The 22,261-nt window shown below is 76.7% G+C and carries 17 protein-coding genes; 10 read left to right on the top strand and 7 right to left on the bottom strand.

All coding sequences use genetic code 11. From position 1 onward, the window contains the following. Positions 1-139 precede the first annotated feature (139 nt). The 3 genes from NT8_RS03160 (at position 140) to NT8_RS03150 (ending at position 7,217) form a co-directional block, all read left to right on the top strand. Positions 140-1,516: a glycosyltransferase family 4 protein gene (locus NT8_RS03160; RefSeq protein WP_394326562.1), complete on the top strand. Its 1,377-nt coding sequence runs from the start codon at positions 140-142 to the stop codon at positions 1,514-1,516. 203 nt (positions 1,517-1,719) lie between these two features. Then, on the top strand, positions 1,720-6,096 hold the full coding sequence (locus NT8_RS03155) for an alpha-(1->3)-arabinofuranosyltransferase (protein WP_157515478.1): 4,377 nt from the start codon (positions 1,720-1,722) through the stop codon (positions 6,094-6,096). After that, positions 6,096-7,217: a DUF3068 domain-containing protein gene (locus NT8_RS03150; protein WP_174549514.1), complete on the top strand. Its 1,122-nt coding sequence runs from the start codon at positions 6,096-6,098 to the stop codon at positions 7,215-7,217. The genes NT8_RS03155 and NT8_RS03150 overlap by 1 nt, the downstream gene beginning before the upstream one ends. A gap of 16 nt (positions 7,218-7,233) precedes the next feature. On the opposite strand, the gene NT8_RS03145 is transcribed toward NT8_RS03150, so the two are convergent. Together NT8_RS03145 and NT8_RS03140 are read right to left on the bottom strand one after the other, a co-directional pair. Next, positions 7,234-7,989, bottom strand: coding sequence for a class I SAM-dependent methyltransferase (locus NT8_RS03145; protein WP_067964032.1), 756 nt, complete (start codon positions 7,987-7,989; stop codon positions 7,234-7,236). Continuing rightward, the gene (locus NT8_RS03140; protein WP_067964030.1) at positions 7,986-8,729 is read right to left on the bottom strand and encodes a class I SAM-dependent methyltransferase; all 744 of its coding nucleotides are present in this window, start codon (positions 8,727-8,729) and stop codon (positions 7,986-7,988) included. The genes NT8_RS03145 and NT8_RS03140 overlap by 4 nt, the downstream gene beginning before the upstream one ends. 175 nt (positions 8,730-8,904) lie before the next feature. Between NT8_RS03140 and NT8_RS03135 the strand changes: the two genes are divergently transcribed. After that, positions 8,905-11,013, top strand: coding sequence for a hypothetical protein (locus NT8_RS03135; RefSeq protein WP_067964028.1), 2,109 nt, complete (start codon positions 8,905-8,907; stop codon positions 11,011-11,013). Between the two features lie 19 nt (positions 11,014-11,032). Here NT8_RS03135 and NT8_RS03130 read toward each other — a convergent pair whose 3' ends face one another. Continuing rightward, positions 11,033-12,322 carry an acyltransferase family protein gene (locus tag NT8_RS03130; protein ID WP_067964026.1) on the bottom strand — a complete coding sequence of 430 codons (1,290 nt, stop codon included), beginning with the start codon at positions 12,320-12,322 and terminating at the stop codon, positions 11,033-11,035. Between the two features lie 188 nt (positions 12,323-12,510). Here NT8_RS03130 and NT8_RS03125 point away from each other — a divergent pair, with 188 nt between their 5' ends. The 3 genes from NT8_RS03125 (at position 12,511) to NT8_RS03115 (ending at position 15,845) form a co-directional block, all read left to right on the top strand. Beyond that, positions 12,511-13,437, top strand: coding sequence for a DUF3068 domain-containing protein (locus NT8_RS03125; protein ID WP_067964024.1), 927 nt, complete (start codon positions 12,511-12,513; stop codon positions 13,435-13,437). Positions 13,438-13,452: 15 nt separating this feature from the next. Beyond that, positions 13,453-14,385 (top strand): decaprenyl-phosphate phosphoribosyltransferase, encoded by a 933-nt coding sequence (locus tag NT8_RS03120; protein WP_067964022.1) that lies wholly within the window; start codon positions 13,453-13,455, stop codon positions 14,383-14,385. Between the two features lie 80 nt (positions 14,386-14,465). Then, positions 14,466-15,845, top strand: a complete 1,380-nt coding sequence (locus NT8_RS03115; RefSeq protein WP_067964020.1) for an FAD-binding oxidoreductase — start codon at positions 14,466-14,468, stop codon at positions 15,843-15,845. A 62-nt stretch (positions 15,846-15,907) separates the two neighbouring features. On the opposite strand, the gene NT8_RS03110 is transcribed toward NT8_RS03115, so the two are convergent. Then, on the bottom strand, positions 15,908-16,879 hold the full coding sequence (locus NT8_RS03110) for a Bug family tripartite tricarboxylate transporter substrate binding protein (RefSeq protein ID WP_067964018.1): 972 nt from the start codon (positions 16,877-16,879) through the stop codon (positions 15,908-15,910). A gap of 129 nt (positions 16,880-17,008) precedes the next feature. Between NT8_RS03110 and NT8_RS03105 the strand changes: the two genes are divergently transcribed. From NT8_RS03105 to NT8_RS03095, 3 genes are all read left to right on the top strand, one after another. After that, complete coding sequence (locus NT8_RS03105; RefSeq protein WP_067964016.1) at positions 17,009-18,592, top strand: sensor histidine kinase; 1,584 nt, start codon at positions 17,009-17,011, stop codon at positions 18,590-18,592. Then, a complete protein-coding gene (locus tag NT8_RS03100; protein ID WP_067964014.1) occupies positions 18,589-19,311 on the top strand; it encodes a response regulator in 723 nt (240 codons plus the stop codon). The genes NT8_RS03105 and NT8_RS03100 overlap by 4 nt, the downstream gene beginning before the upstream one ends. A gap of 153 nt (positions 19,312-19,464) precedes the next feature. Next, on the top strand, positions 19,465-20,298 hold the full coding sequence (locus NT8_RS03095; RefSeq protein ID WP_067964013.1) for an SDR family NAD(P)-dependent oxidoreductase: 834 nt from the start codon (positions 19,465-19,467) through the stop codon (positions 20,296-20,298). Between the two features lie 22 nt (positions 20,299-20,320). Here NT8_RS03095 and NT8_RS03090 read toward each other — a convergent pair whose 3' ends face one another. The 3 genes from NT8_RS03090 to NT8_RS03080 form a co-directional block, all read right to left on the bottom strand. Then, positions 20,321-21,223, bottom strand: a complete 903-nt coding sequence (locus NT8_RS03090; RefSeq protein WP_067964010.1) for an oxygenase MpaB family protein — start codon at positions 21,221-21,223, stop codon at positions 20,321-20,323. A gap of 92 nt (positions 21,224-21,315) precedes the next feature. Next, positions 21,316-21,903 (bottom strand): GTP-binding protein, encoded by a 588-nt coding sequence (locus tag NT8_RS03085; protein WP_067964008.1) that lies wholly within the window; start codon positions 21,901-21,903, stop codon positions 21,316-21,318. After that, complete coding sequence (locus NT8_RS03080; RefSeq protein WP_067964006.1) at positions 21,884-22,258, bottom strand: DUF742 domain-containing protein; 375 nt, start codon at positions 22,256-22,258, stop codon at positions 21,884-21,886. The genes NT8_RS03085 and NT8_RS03080 overlap by 20 nt, the downstream gene beginning before the upstream one ends. Positions 22,259-22,261 lie beyond the last annotated feature (3 nt).

Raw genomic sequence — 22,261 nt, 5'->3', positions numbered from 1 at the left:
CCGCGACCCGTTCCGCGGCCGCGCGCACCCGCGGTGCTCAGACCCCGCCCGGCCCCGCCGCCCCCGCCCCCAGGGGAGCGGCCGCGCCGACCGCCGTGCCCACGCGCGCCGGGGTCCGCGGACGGAACAGGAGAGCATGGTGCTTTACCAGCAGTCCCCCCTCTTCCCCGACCCGTCCTACGGGCGGGCGGCGGCCGCCGCCCCGGGGGCCGTGCCCGCCGCCGCCCCCGAGGCCGCCTTGGCCGCCGACCCCCTCCCGGGCCCGCGCCCCGCGCCCGCCGCGCCGCCGGAGCCCGCGTCGGCCCCCGACACCGAACCGCGCCTCGACGGCGTCCGGGTGCTGCTGATCAACTGGCGCGACCCCTGGCAGGCCGCCGCGGGCGGCGCCGAGGAGTACGCCTGGCGCATGGCCCGCCACCTCGCCGGCCGCGGCGCCACCCTCACCTTCCTCACCAGCCGCGAACCCGGCCAGGCCCGCGTGGAGACCCGCGACGGCATCGTGGTGCGCCGCATGGGCAGCCGGTTCACCGTCTACCCGCTGGTCGCCCTGTGGCTGCTGCTGTGGCGGCGCGAGTTCCACACCGTGCTGGACTGCATGAACGGCATCCCCTTCTTCTCCCGGCTGGTGCTGCCGCGCCGCACGCGCGTCATCAGCGTCGTCCACCACGTGCACGACCTCCAGTTCAACGCCTACTTCAGCCGCCCCCTCGCCTGGTTCGGCCGGTTCGTGGAGAGCCGGGTCGCCAGCCGCGTCTACCGGTCCTGCGACACGGTCACGGTGTCGGAGTCCTCGCGCGCCGCGATGCGCGACAAGCTGCGCTGGCGCGCCCCCATCCACGTCATCCACAACGGCGCCCCGCCCGTGCAGGCGGTCGCCGACCCGTCGACCCCCGCCGCCCGCGACATGGGCGCGCCCGCGATCGTCAGCCTCGGCCGGCTCGTCGTGCAGAAGCGCGTCACCCGGGTCCTCGACGTCGCCGCCGACCTGCGCGCCGCCCGCCCCGGCCTGCGCGTGCACGTCGTCGGGCGCGGCCCGGAGACCGCGGCGCTGACCGAGCGCATCCGCCGCGACGGCCTGCACGACCACGTCCGGCTGCACGGGTTCCTGCCCGAGGCGGAGAAGAACGCCGTGCTCGCCGGGTCCGTCCTGCACGTCACCGCCTCGGAGTTCGAGGGGTGGGGGCTGACGGTGATCGAGGCGGCCGGGCTCGGCGTGCCCACGGTCGCCTATGATGTCGACGGCCTCCGCGACTCCGTGCGCCACGGGGAGACCGGCTGGCTGGTTCGCGAGGGCGAGGACCTCAGCGAGGTCGTCGACCGCGCGCTGACCGAACTCGCCGACCCGGTGCGCGCCGCCCGCATCCGCCGCGCCTGCCGGGCGTGGGCCGCCCGGTTCACCTGGGAGCGCAGCGGCACCGCCATGACCCGACTCATCGCCTCCGGCCTCGCCGACCCGCGGGCCGCCGACCGCGGCTCCGGCGCCGCCGGACCCGTCCCCGCCGAGGCCGACACGTGACCCTGCCCCACTCCGACGAGGACCCCGCCGCCGACGGCGGGCACCCGGAGGCGCGGACCCCCCGCGCGCACGGCGGCCACCGCGCCGACGACCGCACCGGCGCCCCGGCCGCGCCGCCCCGCCCCGCGGACCCCGAGGGGCCCGAGGCCCCCGCCGCGACGGACGACCACTCCGGGCCGGACACCCCCGCAGGAGGCGACCCGGTGCTGCTGCGCCGGCTCAAGCACGCCGCCGTCTGCCTGCTGCTGGCCGCCGTCGCGCTCAGCCTCGACCCGCCGATGATCGTCGGCGACACCAAGATCGACCTCACGATCAACCCGTTCGGCTTCCTGGAGCGGGCCCTGCACCTGTGGGACCCCGCCTACTTCGGGCAGATCCAGAACCAGGCGTACGGCTACCTGTTCCCCAACGGGCCGTTCCACGCGCTGCTGATCGCGCTCGACATGCCCGAGTGGATGGTGCAGCGGGTGTGGATGGCGGTCCTGCTCTGCGCCGCGTTCCTGGGCACGGTGCGGGTGGCGGCGGCGCTGGGTATCGGCACCACCCACACGCGCATCCTCGCCGGGGTGGCCTACGCCCTCGCGCCCCGCGTGCTGACCCTGCTGTCCTACAACTCCGCCGAGCTGCAGCCGATGATGCTGCTGCCGTGGATTTTGCTCCCGCTCGTCCTCGGCACGCGGCACGGGTACAGCCCGCGGCGCATGGCGATGCTGTCGGGGGTGGCGTTCCTGTTCTGCGGCGGCACGAACGCCGCGTCGGAGCTGGCCGTCCTCGTCGTCCCGCTCGTCTACCTGCTGACCCGGGCCCGGGGACCGCGCAAGCGGCGGCTGCTCGGGTGGTGGCTGCTCGCCCTGTTCCTGGTGTCGTTCTGGTGGCTGGTCCCGCTGCTGATCATGGGCCGCTACGTCTACTCGTTCATGCCGTTCACCGAGGACGCGGCCACCACCACCGGCGTCACCTCCCTGGTCAACGCGCTGCGCGGCACCTCCAACTGGATGGGGTTCGTGCCCACCCAGGGCCAGCCGGCGCTGCCGGCGGGCGCCGAGCTGTCGACCGAGCCCTGGCTGGTCGCGGCGACCGCCCTGGTCGCCGGCCTCGGCCTGGCCGGGCTGATCAACCGGCGCACCCCCGAGCGGGTGTTCCTCATCTCCACCCTGCTGGCGGGCACCGCGATCGTCGTCGCCGGGCACACCGGCGCCCTCACCGGCCCGCTCGCCCCCCTCATGCGGGAACTGCTCGACGGCCCGCTCAGCCCGTTCCGCAACATCCACAAGTTCGACGCGCTCATCCGGCTGCCGGTCGTCCTGGGCCTGGCCCAGCTCCCCGTGGTGCTCGGCCTGGACGCCGCCGACCGCCGCGCCGCCGCGGCCGCCGATCCCACCGCGCCGCGCCGGGTCGCCCCGCCCGACCCCGGCACGGTGCGCCGGGTGGCCGCGGGCGCCTGCGCCGTCGCGTTCCTGGCCACCCTCACCCCCATGGCGACCGTCGGCGTGGCCACCCGCGGCGGGTTCGAGCGCATCCCCGACTACTGGTACGACGCCGCCGCCTGGCTCGACGCCAACGGCCGCGACGGCACCACCATGGCCGTCCCCGGGTCGGCGCGCGGCGAGTACCTGTGGGGCCGGCCCATGGACGAACCGCTCCAGCCGCTGCTCGACGGCGGCGCCTGGACCAACCAGCAGATCATCCCGTGGGGGTCGGCCGGCGCCTCCCGGCTGTCCCACGAGATCGACCAGCGCATCTCCTCCGGCCGCGGCTCGGCCGGGCTGTCGGCGACGCTCGCCCGGATGGGCGTCACCCACCTGCTCGTCCGCAACGACCTCCAGCGCACCGGCAACAACGGCGGCTGGCCGGCCCGGGTGCACCAGGCGCTCGCCGCCTCGCCCGGCATCGAGCACGCCACCTCCTTCGGCCCCCAGGTCGGCTCCCTGGAGGTGCACAGCGCCGCCCAGTGGTACGACCAGCCCTACCGGGCGCTGGAGGTGTACGCGGTGGAGGGCGCCGCCCCCGCCGTCGGCACCGTGCCCGCCGCCGACGCCCTGCGGGTGACCGGCGGCCCCGAGGCGCTGCTGGGCATGGCCGAGCACGGGCTGCTCGACGACGACCGCCCGGTCCTGCTCGGCGACGACCCCGGCGCCGAGGACATCGCCCCCGAGGACACCGTGGTCACCGACACCTCGCGGCGCCGCGAGATCGTCTACCCCGACGTGCGGCGCAACGTGAGCAACACGCTCACCGCCGACGAGGAACCGGAGCGCGACACCCCCGCGCCCGACATCATGGACCCCGCCTGGGCGGACTACACCGCCGTCGCCGAGCACGAGGGCGTCGCCGCGGTCACCGCGTCGTCCTCCGAGGCGGGCGCCAACGCCTCGCCCGGCACCCGCGACCCCGGTCGGATGCCGTTCGCCGCGCTGGACGACGCCGCCGACACCTCGTGGCGCTCCAGCGGCTTCACCGGCGCCGTGGGGCAGTGGCTGGAGATCGAGTTCACCGAGCCGCGCGAGGTCGGCGACCTCACCATCGCCTTCGAGCAGATCCCCGGCGAACCGCCGCCCTCGCGCATCACCCTGGCCACCGACAGCGGGGAGGCCACCGCCGCCGTCGCCGCGACCGGCGACCCCCAGGAGTTCACCGCCCCCGGCGGGGCGACGTCCACGCTGCGCGTCCGGGTGGACGAGCTGGCCTGGGAGCCGGAGTACCGGTTCGGCACCCGGGTCGGCATCAGCGGCATCACCCTGCCCGGCCTCGACCCGGCCCGCACCCTGCGCGTGCCGGGGGTCGAAGGCGCCGGGACCGTGCTGCTCACCGGCGCCACCGGCACCGTCCCGGGGTGCATGGAGGGCTCCCAGGTGTGGACGTGCAACCCCGACCTGGCCGTGCAGGGCGAGGACGCCTACACCTTCGACCGCACCTTCGAGATGACCGGCGACGCCGCCGACGGCGCCCACCGCATCACCGGCCAGGCCGTGGTCACCGACCCCCGCGACGTCGAGAACGCCGCCAACCGCGCCTCCGGCTACCCGAAGGTGACCTCCTCCTCGACGTCGGTGCAGCACCCCGCCGCCATGGGCCGCAACGCGCTCGACGCCGACCCGGCCACCGTCTGGTACCCCGACCCCGACGAGGACGACCCCGCCCTCCGCATCGACCTGGGGCGGGACACCGAGATCGACGGCCTGAGCGTCGACTTCCCCCGGCCCGACAGCATGACCCGCCCGGTGCGGGTCACCGCCGACACCGGGTCGACCGTGCGCGAGGGCTGGCTCGACGGCAACGGCTGGGTCGGGTTCGCCCCGTTCACCGCCGACGAGCTCACCCTGACCTTCGACCGCCCCGAGGACCAGCCGCTGGAGATCGCCGGGATCACCCTGCCCGACGTCGACCCCCTGGAGCCGGTCGAGGACGGCGACGCCACCACCGCCTGCGGCCTGGGCCCAGTGCTGCGGGTCAACGGCGAGCGCGTGGAGACCCGCATCTCCGACGGCACCCTGGAGGACACCCTCAACGGGGCGCCGCTGCGCTACGAGAGCTGCGCCGACGTCGGCCTCACCGACGGCGAGAACCGGGTGGTGGTCGAGCCGGGCAACCAGTACCAGGTCCGCTCGGCCGTGGTGGAGTCCGCCGACGCGCCCGCCCCGGTCGACGTCGACACCGCCCCGGTGGCCGCCCTGTCCGCGTGGGGGCCGGACGAGCGGCGGTTCGAGGTGGACGTCGACGAGGCGAGCTTCCTCGTCGTCAACGAGAACTTCAACGAGGGCTGGCGCGCCGACCTGGAGGGCGCCGACGCGCCCCTGGAGCCGGTGCGGCTCGACGGCTGGAAGCAGGCGTGGCGGCTGCCCGAGGGCGCGCAGGGCACCGTGACCCTCACCTACGCCCCGAACACCCCCTACCAGGCGGCCCTCGGCGCGGGCGCGGTGCTGGCGCTGGCCGTCGTGGTCCTCGCCCAGCGCCGGCCCCGTTCGCGCCGCCGCGCTGCCGCCGCGTCCGCGACCGCCCTCGCCGCCGGCGCCGCCGCGGCGCCCGAGGCGCGGCGGGCCGACCCCGGGCGGGCGGCCGCGCTGCCCGCCGCGGCGCCCGGCCGGGTCGGCCGCGCGGTGCTCGTCCCCGCCGGGCCGCTCTACGGCGCGTGGGTGGCGGGCGCCGCGGGGGCCGCGGTGGTCGGCGGGGCCATGCTGCTGGTGTGGTGGCTGGGCCGGGCGCCCTCGTCCCGGCTGCGGCACGCCCGGCCGGAGCGGCCCGCGCTCGGCGGGCGGCCGCTGCGCTGGCTGGCCGGCCCGTGGACGGTGGCGGTCGCGCTCGGCTGCGCCGGGCTGTCCATGGCGGCCGGCACCTACGTGGCGCTCCACCTCCCGTTCCACGACGTCAGCGAGCTGCTGAACGAACCGCTGCGCGGCTGGGTCGCCCAGCTGTGCTGCCTGCCCGCGCTGGCCCGGCTGGTCATCGCCCTCGGCGAGATCTCCGACCCCGCGCCGCCCGCCGGCGGGGCGCCGCCGCCCGAGGACACCCGGGACGCCGCGCCCCCGGTCGCGGTCGGCGGCGCCGACCGCGACCGCCCCTCCGCGGAGGTGACCGCCTGATGACCGGCCCGCGACCCCCGGCGGACACCGACGCCCCCGACACCACCGGCCCGGACACCGACCCGGTGGTCCGCCCCCGCCCCCCGCGCCCGCCCGGCCCGGCCCGGCGCGCGGTGCGCCGCGACGCCGCCGTGCTGCTCCTCGCGGCGGGCGCGTTCCTGCTCACCCTCGCCCTGCTGCTGCGGTTCTACGTGGCCGACCGCATCGCCGTGCTGCCCGCCACCGTGACCACCGAGATGCGGCTGCTCGACGAGGCCGCCGACCACCTCGACACCGCCACCTGGCGCACCGTGGAGGACGCCGAGGTGGTGCAGCGCACCCAGGTGCGCGGCGCGGTCAGCCCCGGCGACCCCGACTGGAGCGTGTGGGAGGTGACCGTCGACACCGCCGGCGAGGCGGTCATCGGCCACCTGGACCGCCGCGTGGTGGTCGACCGCACCACCGGGCAGGCGGTGAACTGCTGCGGCGAGCACGTCGACGGCGACCGCGCGGTCCGCCAGGCCGGGCTCGTGCTGTGGTGGCCCGCCGGCGCCACCGCCGACGAGTACCCCTTCTACGACGCCGACATCCGCGCCGCCCCGCTCATGGTCTTCGACGGCCACGACGAGGTGGGCGGGCTGCCGGTCCGCCGCTACGTGCAGGAGTTCGCGGCCACGCAGATCCCCGACTCCGCGCGCGAGGTCCCCGCCCGCACGCTCGGCCGCGACCGGCCCGGCACGGTCACCGCGACCCGCTGGCTGGAGCTGCGCCGCACCTTCTGGGTGGAGCCGGTCAGCGGGCGCGTGGTCGACGCCCGGGAGCTGCGGCACGAGACGCTGCGTCCCGAGACCGGCTCCGGCGAGCGGGTCCTGCTCGACGCCGACCTCACCATGCCCGAGGACCAGGTGGCCGCGTTCACGGCCGACGCGCGCGCCGCCCGTCTGGTGCTGCTCACCGCCCGCACCTGGGGCCCGGTCGGCCTGGGCGCGGCGGCCGCGGCCGCCTTCGCGTTCGCCGCCGCGGTGGCGGCGCGCGACCGGCGGGCCGCCGCCCGCGCGGCCGCCGGGGAGGAGGCCGCCGCGCCGCCCGCCGACGGCGCCGAACCCGGCGCCGACCGCGACGCCGCCCGGGAGGCCGGCTGACCGCCCGCGCGGGCGCTCAGCGCTTGCGCAGCACCAGCAGCAGGTTCCAGGTGACGATCTCGCGCAGCAGCGGCACACGCACCACCGGCCGCGCCCACGCGGGCAGGTAGCGGGGCACGACGTCGACCACGTCGACGTCGGTGCGCGCCCGCGCCCAGGCGATCATCTCGGCCGCCGACACCGCGAACATGGTGCGGCCGAAGTCGTTCTTGGGGCGGCGCCCGTTGCGGCGGGCGAAGCGCTCGGCGGCGTAGCGGCCGCCCAGGTAGTGCCACGGCGAGGTCTCGTGGCCGCCCCACGGCGACAGCCACAGCGTGTACGACAGGTACACGGTGCCGCCGGGGCGGGTGGCCCGCACCATCTCCGCCGCCATGCGCGGCGGGTCGGGCACGTGCTCCAGCACGTTGGAGGAGAAGCACACGTCGACCGTCCCGGTGCGCACCGGCAGGTCCAGGGCGCTGCCGAGCACGGCGGTGGCGGGCGGTTCGCCGTCGCGCAGCCGCAGCTCGGCGGAGTCGGCGTCGACGCACACGCAGCGGGCGCCCGCCGCGCGCAGCTCGTCGGCGAAGTAGCCGGGGCCGCCGCCGACGTCGACCACCACCGCCCCGTCGAGCGGGGTGTAGGAGCGCAGCTGGGCGACGGTGTCGCGGGCGAGCGTGCCGTAGAAGTGGTCGGGGTCGGTCTGCTCGCGGCGGAACGCCGAGAACAGCGCCACCGACCGGCCCAGGGTGGCGCGGAAGGGGCGCGCGGGGGCGGTGCGGGGGGCGGTCACCGGGCGCCCCCGTCCACCGCGACGTAGTGCCGCAGGTGCTCCCAGTGGTCGCCGCCCCAGTAGGGGTCGGACGCGGCGATGCGGGCGCCGGCGGGGGCCAGCAGCGCGGCCAGCCGGTCGGCGGGCAGCGGGTGCATCCGCATCGGGGCCGGGTAGCCGAGCAGCGCCCGCTGGGCGAACCGGATCGCCGGCCAGGGCGCGTACCGGAACACCAGCCCCTTGAACGTCCGCCGCTCCCGCGCCGGGACGCCGATCACCATGGCCCCGCCGGGCCGCACCACGCGGGCGAACTCGCGCACGTAGCCCGCCGCCAGCGCGGGCGGCAGGTGCTGGAGGACCAGGTCGGTGTAGACGAGGTCGAAGGAGGCGTCGGGCAGCCCGGCCAGGTCGGGGGCGTCGTTGAGGCGGAACTCGATCCGGCCGCCGCTGCGGTCGAGCCGGCGGGCCTCGGCGAGCATGGGGGCGGAGATGTCGACGCCCACGACGGCGTCGAAGTGGTCGGCCAGCGCGTTGGACAGCCGCCCCGCCCCGCACCCGAAGTCGAGGGCGCGCCCGCCCTCGGGGCGCAGGCCCAGGGCGTCCAGGCGCTCCAGCGCGGAGGCGATCTCGCGCGCGCCCGAGGCGAGGAACTCGTCGTCGTCCCAGCCGCCGTCGCGCTTGGCGGGGTCGACGCACACCGCCCACAGCGGGGCGTCCGCGCCCAGCCGGGTCCAGTCCGCGCGTACTTCGTCGAGGCCCACGCCGCACCCCCGATGGTGCTCGCGATCCGGGGTTAGACCCGGTTCTTGTTTGAATTGCCCCACTGCTATGGACCTGCGAGGACCATCGCAGCAATATGTGGAACGTGTTGTATTGTGACACCCCTCTGTGTGGTGGCGTCAACCGGCCCGCGACGGGTCCGGGGAAGTGAGCGGCATGCCCGAGTCCGACGACGCGCGGCCCGCGGCCGGACCGCGCCGCCCCGCCCCCGAATCTACCGGCCCGGACACGGCGCCCACCGCCGCGCCCGACCCCGGTCCCGACGGCGGCCCCGACCCCGACGGCAGCCCCCCGTGGACCCGCCGGGCCGCCGCCGCGCTGGCGCGCGGCGCCCGCGACCGGGTGGTGCTGGTGGGCGCGGCCCTGGTGCTGGTGTCGCTCGCGCTGAAGATCGTGGTGCTGCGCTCGGCGTACTTCATCGAGGACGACTTCCTGTTCGTCGCCGACGCCGGCGCCTCGGACCTCACCGTCACCTACCTGACCGACCTGCACAAGGGCCACCTCATGCCCGGGGCGAAGCTGCTCGCCTACGTGCAGACCGCCATCGCCCCCTACCACTGGGGGCTCACGGCCGGGGTGATGCTCGCCTTCCAGGCGGGCGCCGCGGCGGCGGTGTTCCGGCTGCTGTGGGTGGTCTTCGGGCGCCGGTGGGCGATCATCGCCCCGCTCGCCGTCTACCTGTTCTCGCCGCTGACCATCCCGGTGCTGGCCTGGTGGTCGGCCGCGCTGAACGCCGTCCCCTTCCAGCTCGCCATGGCGCTCGCCCTGCTCTGGACGGTCCGCCACCTGCGCACCGGCGAGGGCCGCTACGGGTGGTGGGCCGCCGGCGCGGTGGTGCTGGGCATGGCGTTCTCGGTCAAGGGGCTGTTCCTGCCCCCGTTCCTGTTCGCGGTGGCCGCCGCCTTCCTGGTGCCGGGCCGGTTCCCCCGGGTGGTGTGGCGCACGCTCGACCGCGACATGCCGTTCTGGGTGGGGATGGCCCTGCTGTCGGTCGGCCACGGCCTGCTCTACCTCTCCCGGCAGGACACCGCCGAGGGCGAGGGGGCGGGGGTGCCGCGCGGCGACACCGCCCTGTCGATGGTCCGCCGGATGCTCGGCGAGACGTTCCCGGCCGGGGCCGTCGGCGGCCCCGGGGAGTGGGGGCCGGTCACCCCCGCCGGGGGGCTGCTCAACCCGTCGGCGACCGTGGTCGCCGCGGCGTGGGCGGTCCTGCTGGCGGTCGTGCTCGGGAGCCTGCTGCTGCGCCGCCGGTCGTGGCGCGCGTGGGCGCTGCTCGCCGGCTACCTCGTCGTGGTCGACATCCTGCCCACCCTGGTCGCCCGGGGCCGCTACCAGGACGTCATCGGCTACGACCCCCGCTACGTCGCCGACGCCGCCATGGTGTTCGCGCTCTGCCTCGCCTTCGCCTACCTGCCCGCCCGGGAGGAGCGCGACGTCTACCGCCGCCGGGTCCCCAGCGGGCGGGTGCGCACCGCGGCCGCCGCCGGGACGGCCGCCACCCTCGCGTTCACCCTGGCCGGCGGGTACTCCACCTACGCCTTCGCCGACACCCTCAGCGGCGATCGGGTGCGCTGGTACCTCGACACCGTGCGCGGGTCGCTGCGCGAGGTCCCCGCCGAGGCCGGGATCTACCCGACGCCCGTGCCCGACGACATCGTGCTGCCGTGGAACGGGGCCCGCCGGCTCAGCTCGCACGTGCTCAGCCCGCTCGCCGCCCCCGGGGTGGCCGAGCGCATCCGCGACCCCGAGCCGGCCGCCGCCGCCCTGGTGTTCAACGACGCCGGGTACCTCGTCGGCGCCCGCCCGGCCGAGGGCAGCGCCTTCTTCGGCCCGGCCGAGGACGAGGAGTGCATCACCACCTTCGGCGGCGAGGCGGTGTGGCCGGTGGAGTCGCTCGGCGGACCCACCATGGTGCTCGCCATCGCCTACTCCGCCGAGACCGAGACCGAGGTCAACGCGGTCGTCGGCGAGGCGTGGGAGGCCACCCGGCTGCCCGCCGCCCCCGACGGCGGCGTCTGGTACCTGCCGCTGGCCGGCGCCGGGAACCGGCTGCTGCTGCACACCGACGCCGAGGCGCTGTGCATGCGGTGGGTGACCTACGGCGAACTGGTGCCCGAGACCGACGGCGACCCGTGGGCCGAAAACGCGGCGGGCGAGGACAGCGGGGACGGCGGGTCCGGCGCGGACAACGGGGGCGGCGAGGACAGCGGCGACGGCGGGGCGGGCGGCGACGGCGGGAACGCCGAGGCCGACGCGGACGGCTGACCGGCCGCCGGGGCGCCGGTCAGACCCGGTCGCGCTCCCGCAGCTCCCGCCGCCGGCGGCGGCGCCGGTCCATCCCGCCGTACCAGCGGCGGCTCGGCTCCTCGATCCAGCGGTGGGTGGCCGCCGCCAGCAGCACCGTGCCCGCCGCGACCGGCACCACGTCGAGCCAGAACGACCCGGTGAAGATCTCCTGCCCGGTGAAGTCGCGCCACAGGTAGAGCACCACGAACTGCCACAGGAAGATGCCGTAGGAGACCCGGCCCAGGAACCGCACCACCGGGTGGGCCAGCAGCGCCGCGACGCGGGCGCCGCCCCCGGCGGCGTCCGTCCGGGCCGGCATCAGCGCGACGGGCGCGATGACGAAGAACGCGAACCCCATCGAGGTGAGCAGGTTGACCAGCGAGATCCACACGCCGTCGACCCCGACGAACCGGGGGCCCGCGGCGGGCGTCGACGCCAGCAGGTAGACGATCCCGGCCAGCGCCCAGCAGAGCCCGGCCGCGCGCGGCAGGGTCCGGCAGAAGCGCCGCACCGGGCCGTCGGGGCCGCGTTCGCGCCACGCCCACTCCGACACCACCGCGAGGGCCATGCCCACCGCGAACATGCCGAGGGTGCGCGGCAGCCACGCGTGCAGGTAGACGCGCGGGTCGGGGTAGAACTGCGGGATCAGCGCCGCCGCGCCCACCACCGACAGCGCGGCCAGCCCGGCGAGCAGCCGCCGGGCGCGGGCGTCGACGTCGCCGCCCCCGCGCGCGGCCAGCCGGGCGAGGACCGCCGCGAACACCGGCAGCAGCACGTAGAAGCTCGCCTCGACGCACAGACTCCACATCTGGCCGAGGCCGTAGGGTCCGGTGCCCACCCACCACGGGTCGCGGTTGTAGGTGAAGGTCAGGGTGAGGACCTCGACCCAGGCGCGCACGGAGTCGAGGTGCTCGCGCGACCACAGCAGCAGCGCCACCACGGCCACCACCCAGTACGCGGGCAGCACGCGCAGCGCGCGGCGCCACAGGTAGGGGCGGACCGCCGGACCGGGGGTGCCGTCGAGCGCGGCCCGCGCCCACGGCCGGTACAGCAGCAGGCCGGACAGCGCGAAGAACAGCGGCACGCCCAGCTCGCCGCTGGACAGCAGGGCCCCGCCGACGCCCGGGGCGAGCGCCGCGCCGGACTCGATGGCGACGTGGAACACCAGCACCATCAGGGCGGCCAGCGCGCGGATGCCGTCGAGCGCCTCGATGTGGCCCCGGACGCGCGGCAGCGCCCGCTCGGCGGCGGTGGGGGCGGGCGGCGGCGCGGGGGAGGGTGCGGGCACAGGAGCCTTCCGGTGGGGCCGGGGGTTCGGGCGAGGGCCGGGTGGCGGACCGCGCACCGCCCTCACGCCAGACTAGAACCTGTTATAAAAATTCAGACACGCCCTGGTGACGTTGCGCACCGTGGGGAAGTACTCTACCTCAAAATGAAGCAAGTTCCAGATCTGACCCGGTTCGCCCTGGAGGGCTCATGCGCCGTACCGTCGCGGTCGTCTGCATCGCGCTGGGGGTCTTCAGTCTGGTCCTGGCCCCCCTCCTGCGCTTCTGGATGGCCAGCGCCCTGATGAAGACCCCCATGGACTACTACAACGAGACCGTGAACCGGGGGGAGGACGTCACCTACTTCAGCGCCGAGGAGCTGGAGTCGGTCGAGGGCGCGACGGTCGAGGCGTACACCACCCTGCGCGCGGACGTCGCCGCCAGCGACGAGGACACGGTCGTGTGGGACCAGTTCACCTGGGTCGAGGACGTCGAGCGGGACTTCGCCATCCAGTCCACCACCCGCCGCGCCGGCCACGACCGGGTCTCCGGCGAGGCGGTCGACTGCTGCGACGCGTCGGTCAACGACGAGAGCGTCACCCAGACCGGGCAGGTCTTCAAGTTCCCCTTCTCCACCGAGCAGCGGGACTACGAGTTCTTCGACACCACCGCCCAGGAGACCTTCCCGATCGCCTTCCAGGGCGTGGAGGACGTCAACGGCGTCGAGACCTACCGCTTCGAGCAGGTCGTGGAGCTGACCAAGGTCGGCGAGCGCACGCTGCCGCGCTCCCTGCTCGACATGGACGGCGAGGGCGACGTCACCACCGACGAGATGTACAGCGTCACCCGCACCTACTGGATCGAGCCCACCACCGGCTCGCCCATCAACCTGCGCGAGGACCAGCACCGCGGCGCCTTCGTCGACGGCGAGGAGCGCCTCGTGCTGTTCGACGGCGTGCTGCAGTTCGACGACGAGACCGTCGAGGGCCAGATCAGCGACGCCGAGCAGGGCATGACCACGCTCCCGCTGCTGCGCACCACGCTGCCCGCCGTGCTGGTCGTCGCCGGGGTGCTCCTGGTCGTCGTCGGCGGGGTGCTCGCCGTCACCGGACGCTCCTCCGCGCGCGAGCGGCACTGAGGACCGGACGGCCGCATGGCTGATGCCGCCCCCCGCTCCCCGGCCGCGCCCGCGCCGCCCCCGGCGCCGGCGCGGCCGGGGGCGCGCGCGGCCGCGCTGCTGCGCGCCTGCCGCCCCAAGCAGTGGCTGAAGAACCTCCTGGTGTTCGCGGCGCCCGGCGCGGCCGGGCAGCTCGGCGACCCCCGGGTACTGGCCTGGACCGTCGCCGTGTTCGTGCTGTTCTGCGTGGCCGCCGGGGGCACCTACCTGCTCAACGACGCCCGCGACGCCGAACGCGACCGGCTGCACGAGCGCAAGCGGCACCGCCCCGTCGCCTCGGGCGCGGTCCCGGTGCGCACGGCCGTCGCGGTGGGGGCGGTCCTCACCGCCGCCGCCCCGCTGGCCGTGCTGCCCACCGGCAACTGGCCGCTGCTGGCGGCGGTCACCGCCTACCTCGCGCTGACCGGCCTGTACACCCTGCGGCTGAAGCACGTCGCGATCGCCGACATCGTCGCCGTCGCCGGGTGCCACGTGCTGCGCGCCCTCGCGGGGGCGGCGGCGGTCGGCGTGCCGGTCACGAGCTGGTTCCTCATCGTCGTCACGCTGGGGGCGCTGCTCGTGGTCACCGGCAAGCGCGAGGCGGAGCTGCGCGGCGGCGACGGCGAGCGCACCCGCGCCATCCTCGCCCGCTACACCCTGAGCTACCTCACCCAGGTCCGCACCATGGCGTCGGCGGCGGTGATCGTCACCTACTGCCTCTGGGCGCTGGACGCCCGCGACCCGGGCGAGCCCCTGGCGTTCCGGGCGGCGAGCATCGTCCCGTTCCTGGTGTGCGTGCTGCGCTACCACATGCTGGTCGACCGGGGGGTGGGCGAGGAGCCCGAGGAGCTGGCGCTGCGCGACCGGCCGCTCCAGGCGTGCCTGGCCGCGCTGCTGCTGCTCGTCGGCCTGGGCGTGTACCTGGGGTGACGCGGCTCCGGCGGCGGCGCGGGCGGCTACGCTCCCCGGGTGGCGCACGGATCGACCCGGAACGGGGAGGGGTGAGGACGATGGCGGACCTCGGCGGGGCGGGGGAGCGGCGGCTGCTGACCGGGTGGGGGCGCACCGCGCCCACCGCCGCCACCGTGGTGCGCCCGCGCACCGCCGCCGAGGTGGCCGACGCCCTGCGGGCCGCCGCGGCGCCCGGCGGGCGCGGCGCCATCGCGCGCGGCAGGGGGCGCGCCTACGGCGACGCCGCCCAGTGCGCCGGCGGTATCGTGCTCGACTGCGCCGACCTCGCCCCCGGCCTGCGGCTCGACGCCGACGCGGGCACCGCCACCGCCTCGGCCGGCACCGGCCTGGCCGGGCTGACCGCGCACCTGCTCGCCCGCGGCTTCTTCGTCCCCGTCACCCCCGGGACCCGGCACGTCACCGTGGGCGGGGCCGTCGCCGCCGACATCCACGGCAAGAACCACCACGCCGACTCCTCCTTCGGCGCCCATGTCCGGTCGCTGCGCCTGGTCACCCCCGACGGCGCCGAGCGCACCGTGGGCCCCGACCGCGACCCCGACCTGTTCTGGGCCACCGTCGGCGGCATGGGCCTCACCGGGGTGATCACCGAGGCCACCTTCGACGTGCCGCGGGTCGCGACCTCCGCCGTGCGCGTCGACACCGACCGGGTGCCCGACCTCGACGCCGCGCTCGACCTCATGGCCGCCACCGACCACCGCTACCGCTACACCGTCTGCTGGATCGACCTGCTGGCGCGCGGCGCCGCCACCGGCCGCGGGGTGCTCACCCGCGCCCACCACGCCGAGGCGGCCGACCTGCCGCCCCGCGCGCGCCGCGACCCGCTGCGGTACCGGCCGCGCACGGCCGCGGTCGCCCCGCCCCTGGTCCCGCCCGGCCTGCTCAACCGGTGGACCGTGCGCGCCTTCAACACCGCCTACCACGCCCGCGCGCCCCGGCGGGAGCGCGGGCGGGTGCAGTCGCTCAGCGGGTTCTTCCACCCGCTGGACGCGGTCGCCGGGTGGAACCGCCTGTACGGGCCGCACGGGCTCGTGCAGTACCAGTTCGCCGTGCCGTTCGGGGCAGAGGACGAGCTGCGCCGCATCGTGGCCGGGCTCTCGGCGGCCGGCGCCCCCTCGTTCCTGACGGTGCTCAAGCGCTTCGGCGCCGGCACCCCGGCCCCGCTGTCGTTCCCCCGGCCGGGGTGGACCCTCGCCCTGGACCTGCCCGCCGACCTGCCCGGGCTCGCCCGGCTGCTCCGCGCCTGCGACGAGCGGGTCCTCGCCGCCGGCGGCCGGATCTACCTCGCCAAGGACTCCCGGGCCGCCCCCGCCGCGGTGCACGCCATGTACCCCGACCTGGCCGCGTGGCGGGCGGTGCGCGACCGGGTCGACCCCGACCGGGTGCTCACCTCCGACCTCGCCCGCCGCCTCGACCTGTGACCGGCGCCGCCGCCCGCGCCGCACCGCCCCCGGGGCCCGCCGCGCGGCGCGCGGCCGCGCGCTCAGCCGCCGCCGACGTCCAGCCGCGCCAGCAGCCGCTCCACGCGCCGGTCCTCGGCGGCGAGGAACGCGCCGAAGTCGCCGCCGGTGAGGAACGCGTCGGACCAGTGGTTGTCGGCCAGCGCCGCCTGCCACTGCGGGGTCGACCGCAGCTCGGTGAGCGTGGCGATCAGCCGCGACCGGTCGGCGGCGCCGATCCCCGGCGGCGCCAGCAGCCCCCGCCAGTTCACGAACGCCAGGTCGATGCCCAGCTCGCGCAGCGTCGGCGCGTCGACCCCGGGCACCCGCCGCTCGCCGGTGACCGCGAGCGGCCGCAGCTCGCCCGCCGCGATGGCGTGCCGGTACTCGCCGGCCCCCGACGCCGCGACGTCCACGCTGCGGTCGAGCAGCGCCGCCAGGGTCTCTCCGCCGCCGTCGTGCCAGACGTACTCGGTGGCGCCGCCGGGCAGTCCCAGCCGCTCGGCGAGCAGCATCAGCGCGAGGTGGTCCGGCCCGCCCGAGGACGATCCGCCGCCCACCCGCAGCGGCGCGTCCGCCGCCTCCCAGGCCGCGCACAGGTCCGCGAACGCGCGGAACGGCGACTCGGGCGGCACGAGCAGCACGATGGGCTCCTCCAGCAGCCGCGCCAGCGGGGTCGTGCGGGTGACCGGCGCGGCGTCGGCGGTGAGGTGGGTGCGCGCCACCATGCCCAGCCCCATCTGCAGCAGCAGCCCCGCGTTGCCCTCCTCGTAGACCAGGCGGGCCAGCGCCGCCGTGCCCGCCGACCCCGGCAGGTTGAACACCTCGACGTCGGGCACCAGCCCGGCCTCGTCCAGGGTGGCCGCCACGGTCCGCGCGGTGACGTCGTACCCGCCGCCCGGCGGGTTGGGCACCATCAGCCGGAACGGGGGCGGGGCGGGGGCGAGCGCGCACCCGCCGAGCGCGGCCACCGCGGCGGACGCGGCGGCGGCGAGGAAGCCGCGCCGGTCGATCATCGGCGGTGGTCACCTCCTGGCGGTCGGTCCTCCCATGATGCCCGAGGGCGCGCCCGGGGTGCCCCCTCCGCCGCGGCACCGGCGACGTGCGACGATGGCGCATCACCACCGCAGCGGGAAGGAGGACCGGTGCGCCCGAGGCTGACCCTGGCGGGGCAGTTCCTCGCCCTCCAGCTCACCATCGTCGTACTCGTGCTGGTCGCGGTCGCCGGGGTGTCGCTCGCCCAGACCGACGCGCGGTTCCGCCAGGTCGAGGGGCGGCGGCTGCTCGCCGTCGCGGAGTCCGCCGCCGCCATGGACGCGGTCCGGGTGGGGCTGCGCGACGAGAGCCGCGAGGGCATCCTCGCCCCGGCCGCGGAGAACCTGCGCGGCCTGGCCGGCGTCGACCACCTCACGCTGGCCCGCACCGACCTGCGGATGCTCACCCCCGCCGACCCGCGCCGGGTGGGCGAGCCCATGGACATCGGCGCCAGCACCGTGCTGAGCGGGCGGGCGTGGATCGGCGTGGTGCCCATCGGAGGGGAGCGGGTGCTCGCGGCGCACGTGCCGGTGATCGGCGACGACGGGGAGCTGCTCGGCGTCGTGGTGGCCGGCCGCACCTACCCGGGCCCGGTCGGGCAGCTCGCCACCGCCGCCCCCACCCTGCTCGTCTACCTCGGCATCGCGTGCGTGCTCGGCGTCGCCGGGTCGCTGCTGCTGGCCCGCCGGGTCAAGCGCCAGACGCTGGGCCTGGAGCCGGACGAGATCGCCGGGCTGGCCGAGCACCGCGAGGCCATGCTGCACGGCATCAAGGAGGGCGTGCTGGGGCTCGACCGCGACGGCCGGGTCACCCTGGTCAACGGCAAGGCGGCGGAGCTGCTGCGGCTGCCGCCCGGCGCCGAGGGGCGGGGCCTGGCCGACCTCGGCGTCGACCCGCACCTGCGGGCCGTCCTCACCGAGGACGCCGAGGAGCCCGACCGGGTGGTGGTGATGGGCGACCGGCTCGTCACCCTCAACCGGATGCCGGTGCGCGCCCGCGGCGAGCGCATCGGGTCGGTCACCACCATGCGCGACCGCACCGACCTGGTGGCGCTGCAGCGCGAACTCGACCTCACCCGCACCACCACCGAGGCGCTGCGCGCGCAGGCGCACGAGTTCAGCAACCGGCTGCACGTCATCACCGGCCTGCTCGGCCTGGAGGAGTACGACGAGGTCACCCGGTACGTGACCCGCGTCGGCGGGGCCCGCGCCGACCTCACCGAGGACGTCACCTCGCGGGTGGCCGACCCGTCGGTGGCGGCGCTGCTCATCGCCAAGTCCAGCCTCGCCGCCGAGCAGGGCGGCACGCTGCGGGTGGCGCCGGGCACCGCCCTGGGTCCCCAGGACGAGGAGCTCTCCGCCGACCTGGTGACCGTCGTCGGCAACCTGGTCGACAACGCCCTCGACGCGGTCCGGGGCGACGAGGACGGCCGGGTCGAGGTGGAGCTGACCGAGGGCGGCGGCGCGGTGCGGGTGGAGGTCCGCGACTCCGGCCCGGGAGTCCCGCCCGACCTGGCCGAGGAGGTCTTCCGCAGCGGCTTCAGCACCAAGGGCGCCGGGGCCGGGCAGCGGGGCGTGGGGCTGGCGCTCACCCGCCTCGTGTGCACCCGGCGCGGCGGCCGGGTGCGGGTCGACGGCTCCCGGTTCACCGCCGTACTGCCCCACCGGAGGACCACCGAGGAGGACGGGCCATGAGCGCGACCGGCGGACCCGGCGACCCGATCCGGGTGCTCGTCGTGGACGACGACTTCATGGTGGCCCGGGTGCACCGCCGCCTGGTCGACCGCACCCCCGGGTTCACCGTCGTGGGCGAGGCCCGCACGGGCGCGGAGGCGCTGCGGGCCGCCGCCGAACTCCGCCCCGACCTGCTGCTGCTCGACGTGTACCTGCCCGACATCAGCGGGCTGGAGGTGCTGCGCCGGCTGCGCGGCACCGACGGCCCGGACGTGGACGCGCTCATCATCACCGCCGCGCGCGACGCCGCCACCGTCCGCAAGGCGCTGCACGGCGGCGCCGTCCACTACGTGATCAAGCCGTTCGACGCGGCCACGCTGCGCGACCGGCTCACCCGCTACCGGGAGATGCGCCGGGTGCTGGACGACGGCGCGTCCACCCGCCAGTCCGACGTGGACCGGCTGTTCGGCGGCGCGGCCACCCGCACCGCGGCGGCGCCCCGGCCGGGGGCCGGGGGCATGCCCAAGGGGCTCACCGCGGAGTCGGCCCGGGTGGTCGAGCGCGCGCTGCGCGAGGCGGGGGAGGCGTCGGCGTCGGAGTGCGCCGAGCTGACCGGGCTGTCGCGGGTCAGCGCCCGCCGCTACCTGGAGTACTTCGTGCAGGAGGGGCGGGCCGCGGTGCGGCTGCGGTACGGGACGGCGGGCCGGCCGGAGCGCCGGTACGCCTGGACGGCGGAGTGAGCCGGGCCGGGCGGCGGGCCCCGGGCGACCGGCCCGGGGCGATCGGCGCGGGTCGCCCGGCGCGCGGTGACCGGCCCGTGCTTCCCCCGGCGGCCCGCACCTGGCAGGCTCGGCACGGCACATCGGCGGTGGCGGAGCGGGAGCGGTGGTCTGATGCGGAACGCGGTGGGGGCGGTCGACGCGGTGCTGCTCCTGGGCGGGCGGAGCGAGATCGGCCTGGCCATCGTCGAACGGCTGGTGCGCGACGGCGCCCGCAGGGTCGTCCTCGCCGCCCGGCCCGCGCCGGAGGCGCCCACCGGCGCGGACGGCGGTGGCGCGGGCGCCCCTGACACGGCCGGCGGCGCGGCGGAGCCGCCCGCCGCCCCGGACGCCCCCGTGGAGCGGCTGCGCGCCGCGGGCGCCGAGGTGCACACCCTCGCCTTCGACGCCGCCCGGCCCGACACCCACGCCGCCGTGGTGGCCGCCGCCGCCGACCTCGTCGGCGACCTCGACGTGGTGGTCGACGCGTTCGGCGTGCTCGGCACCCAGGAGGACTTCGAGGCCGACCCGGCCGCCGCCGCCGACGCCGCCACCGCGACGTTCACCGGCCACGTGTCGGCGGACCTGGCCGTCGCGGCGCGGCTGCGCGCCCAGGGCCACGGCACCCTGGTGGTGCTGTCGTCGGTGGCCGGGGTGCGCGTGCGCCGGGCCAACCTGGTCTACGGCGCGGCCAAGGCCGGGCTCGACGGGTTCGCCCAGGGCCTGGGCGACGCCCTGCACGGGACGGGCGCCCGGGTGCTGATCGTCCGGCCGGGCTACGTGCCGACCCGGATGTCGGCCCACGTCCCGGCGGCCCCGTTCCCGGCGACCGTGCGCCAGGTGGCCGACGCGGTCGCCGACGGGCTGCGCACCGGCGCCGGGGTGGTGTGGGTGCCCGGCGCCCTGCGGTACGTGTTCGCCGGGATGCGGCTGCTGCCGCGCGCCGCCTGGCGGCGGCTGCCCCGCTGACCGGCCGCCCGGCGGGGGAGGGTCAGCCGTGCGGCTCCGCGCGCGGCGCGGGAGCGGCCTGCGGCGCCCCGGGGCCGGGGAAGGTGCCGAGGTCGCGGACGTCGTAGCCGCCGGGGTAGCCGCGGACATCGGGGCTGTCCTCGGCCCAGAACGGCTCGGTGCGCGGCGGCAGGAACCGCACCACCCGGCTGCGGGCGCGCAGCGACGCGCGGGCGGCGGCCCGCACCGGGCGGGGCGGCGGCGCGTAGCCCAGGGCCCGCAGCAGGGGGTCGTCGAGGATGGCGAGCGCGAAGGTGCGCGCCGCCCCGGACAGCGCGCGCGGCGCGAGGAAGGTCGCCATCAGATCCAGGGTGGCGTCGGAGACCGCCCGGCCGCCCGGCGACGGGGCGAAGTGGGCGCGCTCGTAGTCGTCCAGCAGCCGCGCGAACCCGGCGTAGTCGTCCGGCAGGTCCGGGATGCCCATGTGCCGGCCCAGCCGCCGGTAGTAGTGGGTGAACGCGGCGGCCTCGTGCCCGGTGAGCCGCCGCCAGCCGAACCGGTCGCGGTTGAACCACCGCACCGGCACCACCACGAACGTGCTCAGCACGTAGCGCAGGTCGTCGTGGCCGATGCCGTGGGCGCGGTGCATGGCGTTCATCCGGCGCAGCGCGTGCCGGCTCTCGTCGGCGGTGAACCCGCCGCGCAGCACGGCGTTGAGGATGAGGGCGGTGTCGTCGTAGCGCTTCTGCGTGCGCTCGGTGAACTCGCCGGTGCGGAACAGCAGGTCGCCGATGGAGGGCACCGCGTACGTGCGGTACAGCGCCATGCCGAGCGCCTTGGAGACGTCCCACGGGAACTCGTGGGCGGCGAGGATCTGCGTGATGCGCACGCAGTCGGCCTCGGGGTCGAGCCGGTGGATCCGGTCGTACCAGTCGAACCGCCGCATGCGCACCTCCGTCCGCGCGCCGCGCCCGCGGCGCCCTCCCAGCCTAGGCCGGGCGGGCGCCGCGGGGCGGGCGAACCGGGGTGTCCCCGGGGTTACACCGGCGTTGCCATGGACTCGGCGACGTGCCGGACCAGGGCCAGCAGCACCGCCTTGTCGGACTCGCGCCGGCGGGCGTCGCACAGCAGCACCGGGACCCGGTCGGCCAGGCTCAGGGCCTCGCGCACCTCGCCCTCGGTGTAGTGGTGGGCGCCCTCGAAGCAGTTGACCGCGACCACGAACGGGACGCCGCGCCGCTCGAAGAAGTCCACCGAGGGGAAGCAGGTCTCCAGCCGCCGGGTGTCGGCGAGGACCACCGCGCCCAGCGCGCCCAGCGCCAGCTCCTCCCACATGAACCAGAACCGCTCCTGGCCGGGCGTGCCGAACAGGTACAGCACCAGGTCGTCGTTGATCGAGATGCGGCCGAAGTCGAGGGCGACCGTGGTCGTCGTCTTCGCCTCCACACCGGAGAGGTCGTCGACGCCCATGCTGGCCTCGGTCATGACCTCCTCGGTGCTCAACGGCGCGATCTCGCTGACCGCGCCGACCAGCGTCGTCTTCCCGGCCCCGAACCCGCCGGCGATGAGGATCTTGATCGCCGCAGGGATCCGATCGTCGGCCCGCTCAGAGTCGTTGGATGCCATCGAGTACCGCCTGGAGTATGTCCCGGCTCACCGGGCTCTGGGTCGTATAGGGGGCGCGGGCCAGGACGTATCCCCGGCCGATGAGGTCGCCGAGCAGGACCTTCACCACGGCGACCGGCACGTCGAGGTGCGCGGACACCTCCGCCACCGACTGGGCGCGGCGGCAGAGCTGGAGGATGCGGACCTGCTCGGGCTCCAGCGCCATCTCGTCGACCTCGGCGCGGGCCGCGATGACGACGCTGATCATGTCGAGCTGGACGGCGTCACCGCGCTGCCGCCCCTGGGTCATGACATAGGGGCGGACCAGCGGTCCGGTGGCGTCGGAGTCGAGCCCCAGATCGTGCTGCTCTGACATGTC

It is taken from the genome of Nocardiopsis trehalosi NBRC 14201 (assembly GCF_001552555.1).
Taxonomy (GTDB): domain Bacteria; phylum Actinomycetota; class Actinomycetes; order Streptosporangiales; family Streptosporangiaceae; genus Nocardiopsis_B; species Nocardiopsis_B trehalosi.
This window is presented reverse-complemented; position numbering and strand designations above follow the sequence as displayed.

What these genes read in the sequence shown, in the direction of transcription:
- NT8_RS03085 (WP_067964008.1), bottom strand. Translation starts at nt 21,903, where the DNA reads ATGGCATCCAACGACTCTGAGCGGGCCGACGATCGGATCCCTGCGGCG.
- NT8_RS03090 (WP_067964010.1), bottom strand. Translation starts at nt 21,223, where the DNA reads ATGCGGCGGTTCGACTGGTACGACCGGATCCACCGGCTCGACCCCGAG.
- NT8_RS03135 (WP_067964028.1), top strand. Translation starts at nt 8,905, where the DNA reads ATGCCCGAGTCCGACGACGCGCGGCCCGCGGCCGGACCGCGCCGCCCC.
- NT8_RS03110 (WP_067964018.1), bottom strand. Translation starts at nt 16,879, where the DNA reads ATGATCGACCGGCGCGGCTTCCTCGCCGCCGCCGCGTCCGCCGCGGTG.
- NT8_RS03120 (WP_067964022.1), top strand. Translation starts at nt 13,453, where the DNA reads ATGGCTGATGCCGCCCCCCGCTCCCCGGCCGCGCCCGCGCCGCCCCCG.
- NT8_RS03125 (WP_067964024.1), top strand. Translation starts at nt 12,511, where the DNA reads ATGCGCCGTACCGTCGCGGTCGTCTGCATCGCGCTGGGGGTCTTCAGT.
- NT8_RS03100 (WP_067964014.1), top strand. Translation starts at nt 18,589, where the DNA reads ATGAGCGCGACCGGCGGACCCGGCGACCCGATCCGGGTGCTCGTCGTG.
- NT8_RS03095 (WP_067964013.1), top strand. Translation starts at nt 19,465, where the DNA reads ATGCGGAACGCGGTGGGGGCGGTCGACGCGGTGCTGCTCCTGGGCGGG.
- NT8_RS03080 (WP_067964006.1), bottom strand. Translation starts at nt 22,258, where the DNA reads ATGTCAGAGCAGCACGATCTGGGGCTCGACTCCGACGCCACCGGACCG.
- NT8_RS03150 (WP_174549514.1), top strand. Translation starts at nt 6,096, where the DNA reads ATGACCGGCCCGCGACCCCCGGCGGACACCGACGCCCCCGACACCACC.
- NT8_RS03115 (WP_067964020.1), top strand. Translation starts at nt 14,466, where the DNA reads ATGGCGGACCTCGGCGGGGCGGGGGAGCGGCGGCTGCTGACCGGGTGG.